Source organism: Chthonomonas sp., assembly GCF_035294165.1.
In the GTDB taxonomy this organism is placed as follows: domain Bacteria; phylum Armatimonadota; class Chthonomonadetes; order Chthonomonadales; family Chthonomonadaceae; genus Chthonomonas.
The window spans coordinates 1-7,425 of the sequence record NZ_DATGLN010000259.1 but is presented as its reverse complement, the minus strand read 5'-3'; the positions used below and the strand labels follow the sequence as shown (position 1 = coordinate 7,425).

Genomic DNA, 7,425 nt, shown 5'->3' with positions numbered 1-7,425 from the left:
AAGCTAGGCCTAGCTACACCGTTCCTAGTTTTCATCCTCAATGCCATCTACGGCTTAATTCTAGGCGCGTTCTATGTACCTTGCTCTGCCGATACTAAAATTTCACGATAATTTTACGGTATGAAGTTATAATAGACCCGTTGCTTCGTAGACGGGAGGAGTTGTTCGTATCGGATGGAGCTAGAAAGCAGCCCAAAAGGCCAAGACAAGACAGCATCGGAAAATGTCATCCCTTTAGAACCTCTTGAGGAAGCCCTTATCTCAAAAGCCGCGGTCATCCCCGCCAGTCTCGATGTTACCCCACGAGACGATGCATGGCTCAACGCCCTTGTCCAGCGTATACGCACCACCTACTTCGCCGACGTGGCAGAAGCCTATCCCATTGTTGCCCACTTCGGGCGCAGGGCGCATCGGCGTTTCGGCTCGATTGGAGCGCGAAACCACACCTCTATCCTTCGCCTCAACGGTCTTTTGGCCGACCCTGAAGTTCCCCTTTATGTGGTCGAGGCGGTCATCGCCCATGAGTTGGCGCACTATGCGCACGGGTTTGGTTCCGGCCTAGCGCGGCGTCACGCGGCACCGCACCGTGGAGGTGTGGTGGATAAAGAGCTGGAACGAAGGGGGCTAACCCCCTTAGCAGAGCGCGCAAAAGCCTGGATAGAGAAGGAATGGGAGGCATTTTATGAGAGCCACTGTGCCGATCTTTTGCGCGCGGCTCAAGCAAAACAGAAGGCCCATGAGGCCCTATGGCGGGAATTTCTGGCCGCTGCGGGCAGGCGCACATTGGCCGATATCGAGCAGGAGATGACCCACCTGGCCGCCCGAATCGGGTTTTTTGGGCCGCTTCCAAAGGTGCAGTGGCTCTACGCCACACAAAAGCAGAAGGCCCCCTCCTATTGGCTCCCTAAACGGCAGATGCTGCATCTGCATGGACTGTTGGCCGACCGGCGTGTGCCCGACTATTTTGTTCAGTTTCAAATTGCCTACTGGCTTACCCGCCAGAAGGAGGGGGCGAAATGGAGCGCCATTCAACCCAAACTATGGGAGGCCGGCCTGCGCTCGATTACCCAACAGGCGTTGGATTGGCGTCGGCACTGGAACCTCTTTGTAACGAAGCATCATCCGCAAAAGCAGGCTAAATAGGCGCTTTTTTGTGTTTCGCTTGCGCCTGCACGTAGGCGGCCAAAACATTTTGCGCCGTGCGTGCAGGAGAATAGATTTCGGCATGCCGAGAGGCGTTTTGCCCCATCTGCTTTCGACGTTGCGGGTTGTTCAACAAAGCCTCAATGGCGGTTGCGAACGCGGGCGCACTGAAGGGGCATATCAGCCCGGTCTGCTCCGGTATCACCGCCTCCCCCGCCCCTCCCTCGCTCACGGCGATGCAGGGCAGACCGCAGTTCATCGCCTCGATAACTACCAACCCTTGTGTTTCCATGGGCGAAGGCATCAGAAAAAGGTCGGCAGCCGCATACCAGGCCCCGATCTGCTCATGAGGCTGTGCCCCAACAAAGACGACCCGGTCTTGAATTCCCAATCGCTGCACCTGCCATTCGAGCTGGCAACGACAGGGGCCATCGCCAACCAACAGCAAACGAAAAGCGCTTTGAGGCTTTCTCAAAAGCCTCTGTTGTAGCTGTGCCACCGCCTGCAGAAGCAGGTCAACGCGCTTCTCCGGTGCCAGCCTTCCCACATAGAGGAGCACGGGAACCTCGTCTGGAATCGCCAGCTGACATCGCACCCTTTCGCGATCGCCTGGGGAGACCTGGGGGGGAATAACCCCACTGGGCACCACCTGAATGGGCGCGGCGATTCCGCTTTGGGCAAGGGCCTGGGCTACGTAGTGTGATGGGGCAATGATGACATCGGCTTTATTACAGAACCGCCGCATCACGCTGCGCATGGCTGGCGGCCCAAAGCGCCTCACAATGGCCGGTTTTGCCAGCAAAAGCATGGTGTCGTAAAGCGAATGCACGGTGTAGACCAGGGGGATGTCGTTTTTGCGGGCCAAATGGGCGCCGAGCCGCCCCACCGGGAAAGGGTGTTGACAATGCACGATATCGATCTGTAAGCGGTTAAAGTCGAACGGCAACGAGGGAAACGGACGCGCAAAGCGGTAGGGATGTTTGGGGAACGGGAGGGCCGGCAGGCGGTAGACCTGCTCGTCGTCAGGCTGAGGGTCTCCGGCGGCAAAAATAAAGACCTCATGCCCCATAGAGCGCAGGGTCTCTCGGAGAGTTTGAACGGCGATGACCACCCCGTTTAATACGGGGGTATAGCATTCGGAAAAAAGGGCGATACGCATAGATGTTATTTAGCGCTTGCGGCCTGATCGGCAAAAGCGCTGTGTCCAGATTACCTCAAGGAGGCGCTCACAAACAAGAGAAAAGCCCTTCTGTTAGCCAATAGCTTCTGCTTACAACAGGCCGCTGCGCTTGCGCACCAGCCATTCGATGGTTAAAGGCACGATGAACAGCGCAAGGAAAAACGGCGAGTCCCAAAGTTCCGTTTCCCGTGTGCTTGTAACCACCAGAGGACGATTTTTGAGGGAGCGCAACCAGTCATCGAGTTGGTTTGGACGATAGTAGTGGCCTCCGCCGGCGGCCGCAATACGTTTTAACATCTTCTCATCTAGCTCGGGCTTTTGCAGCTCCAAGGCCAGGCTTTCCACCACAAAGGTGGCCGTTCCTTTCGCGTTCGGGTTTTGCGGTGAGGTCACCGAAATGGTATATTTGCCGGTGAGATTTGGCAGGTAACGTGCGGTGTAAAGGCCGGGGGCATTTGGAGAGGGCTGCAGCGCGATGGTTTGCCGTACCCCATTGTTGCCGATGATGGTGGCTGCAAGTGAAGAGACCTTCACCGGATGGTAGTAAGGGTCGAGCAAACGCACGGTAATGCTAACCTGTTGCCCTAGGCGATAGCTGCTGCCAGGCCTATCGGTGGCAACCTGAACGAAGCGTTGATTTCCGGGCAGGTCGCGCGGGGTGAGGAAGCGAATGACCTGTCCCCAATAGCGATAAAAGTAGCGGTCGCCCACCCGCCAGCGCCAACGCCAGGTGCTATCGGCCAAATCCATGTAGCACTTCCCCGCTCCAAAGTTCTGGTAGAGTGCCAGGGGGTAAGGGCCGTAGGCGTTGCTTCGCGCGGAGTTCACCGCCAGCACCACGGCGCCGGGTCGAACCCGCTCGGCTCCCTCGCACCAAAACATCCCCGGCAAGCTCTGCCAAATCTGCAGGTTGCGTGTGGGGTCATCGTCTAGGCGCATGATGGGGCTTTCCTGCCCTTGGGGGGTTAGCTGCCATTGAAACGGATCGTCGGTGGTGACCGGGTTTGGCGAGGAGCTAAATGTGGCGGGCATAAGCGGGTCGAGCATGGTTCCCACATACTCTTGAGGCATATGATTTTCGCCTGCAATCAGCAGAAGGCTTCCCCCACGGTCTTCCACGAACCGGCGGATAAGCTGCAGTTGCGCGTCTGAGAAGTAGGAACGCGGCACATCGCCGAGAATAAGAATATCGTAGTCGAAGAGCGTTCGTTCGTCGGAAGGAAAGCCGGAAATCTTTATATTGCCTTCCCCTCCGCTGTTAACGTCGTCACCGCTGAGCAAAAGGCAAGCGAACTGGATGCTGGTGTCGCGTAAGATGGCGTTTTTGAGATAGCGGAACTCCCAGCGAGGCCTTTCCTCCACCATAAGCACCTTCAAGGGCTTTTGAATAACGTTTTGGACGGCGGAACGGGCGTTGTTGGCGGCCGTGATCTCGCCTGGCTGGGGTGGCACACGAACGGTGTATACAAACCTACCGGGCTGGTCGGGCACATAAGTAAAGACGATCTCCTGTTTTTGGTCGTCTGGGGCCAGACGCACGGTCTGTTGTTGAAAGGGCTGTCCGTTTCGCAGCAAGGAGACGGTTACCGTTTTGCCGGCATAGCCGCGCTGTTCCAGGTCGGCATAGAGGTTCACGACGTTATGCACGCGCACGTTATCATCGGTCAGCACGCTCAGCACGGCGATATCTTTGGTTTTGGTGGGGTCGCCCACTCCGAGGGTGCTGACGGTGGTGTGGAGGGCGCGCGCATCCATGGCCGCCGTCAGCGGGTCTTCTCCCTGATTATTCTCCCCGTCACTGATAACGAGCAGGCCGGCGACGGGTCGTCCCGCCAAATCTTGTGCCACCTCATGTAGGGCCGTGCCGATTTGGGTGCTATCCCCACCGGTGCGGTCTAGGGTAAGCGGGAAGGCGGTGGGGGTTCCGTTTTTATCATGGGGCAGTTCCAGCGCATGCGCTTGCGAGGCGAAGGCATAGAGCCGCAGATCATAGCTTTTGGCGAGGGTTTTCAGCAGCGGGTTATGCTCCAGGAGGCGTTGTATGCGTGCGACACGTGGCAGGCGTCGGACTTCGTCTGGAGAGAGCGCGGTGGCTTGGGCCTCATTTGCGGCGTAGGCGGGGGGAAGGCGTGGGTCGGTTAGCCCCATACTCTGGGAGGTATCCACGAGGATGGCCACCGAGGGGCGCAGGCGCTGTTCTTCGCGCAGGCGGAGGGTAGGTTGTGCCAGCATCATCATAAGGGCGAGGAAGGCCAGCAATCGGAGGGCGAGCAGAGGGGTTTTTACCAGCCAGGAGGGTCGTGTTCCATCGCGATAATAGCACCATGCGAACCAGAGGGCTGCGATGATAAGGAGTGTTAAGGCGAGTGGCAGCACCCACGGTGTAGCGAACACCAGGTGGGCTTGTCGGATACGGCTTGCCGTCTGGGGTGGTATTCCAAAGATACGCTCCCAAAGGTTTGTGGGGAGCACCGAAAGCGCGAATTTCATTCGTTCCTGTTAATGACCATCCATCTGTTTTGGACGTTTCTCACCCCCTTTCTGTTACATGTAGTCTACCCGAATCCTGCGGTTCCATTCTATCCTTGTGTTTCAATCCCCACCAGCTTTAAGGGGAAGGGCGTCGGCCTTGAAGAGCCGGTGACACCCAGAACCGCAAGACGGAACCATATATATTGTTTCGTTTCACTCCCCACCAGCTCCGAAGAGCCGGTGACACGCGCTTCACAGGGCGCGATAAGCGATAAAAATTGAGTTTCAATCCCCACCAGCTCCGAAGAGCCGGTGACACAAGGTCTCGGCTATGGTTTTTGAGAAATCCCCAGGTTTCAATCCCCACCAGCTCCGAAGAGCCGGTGACACCGCTCATCGGGGGCGACCTGGCAAAGTTGACACCGAGTTTCAATCCCCACCAGCTCCGAAGAGCCGGTGACACTCACTGCCGCTGAACGGCATGCGCATTGCGAGATGTTTCAATCCCCACCAGCTCCGAAGAGCCGGTGACACAAAATCTCATGGGGAATTTGCGAAAGCCCATAGCAGTTTCAATCCCCACCAGCTCCGAAGAGCCGGTGACACCCTCAGAGCCAGGATCTCTTGCTCCTGTTCGGAGCTGTTTCAATCCCCACCAGCTCCGAAGAGCCGGTGACACCCCGAAAGTGGGTCGTGGAGGACGAGGTGCACAGCGCCAGTTTCAATCCCCACCAGCTCCGAAGAGCCGGTGACACGGCGTATGCCCGTGCCGAAATCTGCCTGGCAGAGAGTTTCAATCCCCACCAGCTCCGAAGAGCCGGTGACACGCCATTGGTTTGCTCCGCTCACAAGCGTGCTTCGGGTTTCAATCCCCACCAGCTCCGAAGAGCCGGTGACACATAGTGAGGTCAACGGCGTGGTGGGCTATTATTTTGTTTCAATCCCCACCAGCTCCGAAGAGCCGGTGACACTTGGTTCCGGGAGCCCTTGCGGGCTGCCATACGAGGTTTCAATCCCCACCAGCTCCGAAGAGCCGGTGACACCCTCGTTCCCGGCCCCCCCTTCGCCCAGTTCGTGCAGTTTCAATCCCCACCAGCTCCGAAGAGCCGGTGACACCAGTCTCGATAGTCTTCTGTTCTCTTTTAAGCCCGTTTCAATCCCCACCAGCTCCGAAGAGCCGGTGACACGGTGCGGCAGTGGTGATAAGTGAAGGAGGGAAAATGGGTTTCAATCCCCACCAGCTCCGAAGAGCCGGTGACACATCGCATATGCGATCGCGATGGCCTGCTTCTGAGGGGTTTCAATCCCCACCAGCTCCGAAGAGCCGGTGACACTATGAATGGCGAAATAGCGGATATTCGCTCGTAAGTTTCAATCCCCACCAGCTCCGAAGAGCCGGTGACACTCGGCGCCGAAACGGTGAAATTCCGCTCTCACGAAGTTTCAATCCCCACCAGCTCCGAAGAGCCGGTGACACACGTGCCTTTATATTGTCTGAGCGAATGCAACCAGGTTTCAATCCCCACCAGCTCCGAAGAGCCGGTGACACGCGGCAAGAGCCGCCGCCGTCGGTCTGGTATCCGGTTTCAATCCCCACCAGCTCCGAAGAGCCGGTGACACTTATCCCGCACCGTAATGATATGCAACAACCCGAGGTTTCAATCCCCACCAGCTCCGAAGAGCCGGTGACACGCCCAGAGCGCATCGATCATTTCGATGCAGGTTTCGTTTCAATCCCCACCAGCTCCGAAGAGCCGGTGACACTTGCACACAACGAACCGATTGCGTAACTTTAAACAAGTTTCAATCCCCACCAGCTCCGAAGAGCCGGTGACACGGAACGACTGCGCCCTACCCTACTAGCGTATTTGGGTTTCAATCCCCACCAGCTCCGAAGAGCCGGTGACACATCTCTCTGCAGGAGCAACCCCAATGCCTGGTTTGAGAGTTTCAATCCCCACCAGCTCCGAAGAGCCGGTGACACCACCACGACGGAACGTCTTATCTCGTTTGCCTTGAACGTTTCAATCCCCACCAGCTCCGAAGAGCCGGTGACACAATATCTACCCGATGGCGCATTTTGTCTCGATCTGTTTCAATCCCCACCAGCTCCGAAGAGCCGGTGACACAGATGCTGGCGTTATGCCGGCAGTGGGTGGTGGTAGTTTCAATCCCCACCAGCTCCGAAGAGCCGGTGACACTTTCGATGCCGCCTTGCCGGCAGCATCTACTCTAATAGTTTCAATCCCCACCAGCTCCGAAGAGCCGGTGACACCTCTGGAGGGGCGGTTAAATGGACGATCTCCGCTGGTTTCAATCCCCACCAGCTCCGAAGAGCCGGTGACACCAAAAGGAGAGTTTACCTTCGCCACTAATCTGTTAGTTTCAATCCCCACCAGCTCCGAAGAGCCGGTGACACTCCCGATAAAACACTGTATTGGAGTCCCAATTGCACGTTTCAATCCCCACCAGCTCCGAAGAGCCGGTGACACAACGCGGCCAACGCCGCATCGGCAAAAGGCTGCAGGTTTCAATCCCCACCAGCTCCGAAGAGCCGGTGACACATCCCTACTGGACGGATAATCGCGTCCAGTTTGAGTTTCAATCCCCACCAGCTCCGAAGAGCCGGT

At 57.3% G+C, this 7,425-nt stretch carries 3 protein-coding genes and 1 CRISPR repeat array; of the genes, 1 reads left to right on the top strand and 2 read right to left on the bottom strand.

Annotated elements, in window-relative coordinates; translation table 11 throughout:
* Positions 1–174 precede the first annotated feature (174 nt).
* Positions 175–1,143 (top strand): hypothetical protein, encoded by a 969-nt coding sequence (locus VKV29_RS14770; protein ID WP_324202088.1) that lies wholly within the window; start codon positions 175–177, stop codon positions 1,141–1,143.
* Here the strand turns inward: VKV29_RS14770 and VKV29_RS14765 are convergent.
* Complete coding sequence (locus tag VKV29_RS14765; protein WP_324202087.1) at positions 1,136–2,302, bottom strand: glycosyltransferase; 1,167 nt, start codon at positions 2,300–2,302, stop codon at positions 1,136–1,138. The genes VKV29_RS14770 and VKV29_RS14765 overlap by 8 nt on opposite strands.
* Positions 2,303–2,413: 111 nt before the next feature.
* On the bottom strand, positions 2,414–4,813 hold the full coding sequence (locus VKV29_RS14760; protein ID WP_324202086.1) for a hypothetical protein: 2,400 nt from the start codon (positions 4,811–4,813) through the stop codon (positions 2,414–2,416).
* A gap of 192 nt (positions 4,814–5,005) precedes the next feature.
* Positions 5,006–7,359: a CRISPR direct-repeat array (repeat unit 37 nt; unit sequence GTTTCAATCCCCACCAGCTCCGAAGAGCCGGTGACAC).
* Positions 7,360–7,425: the final 66 nt, after the last annotated feature.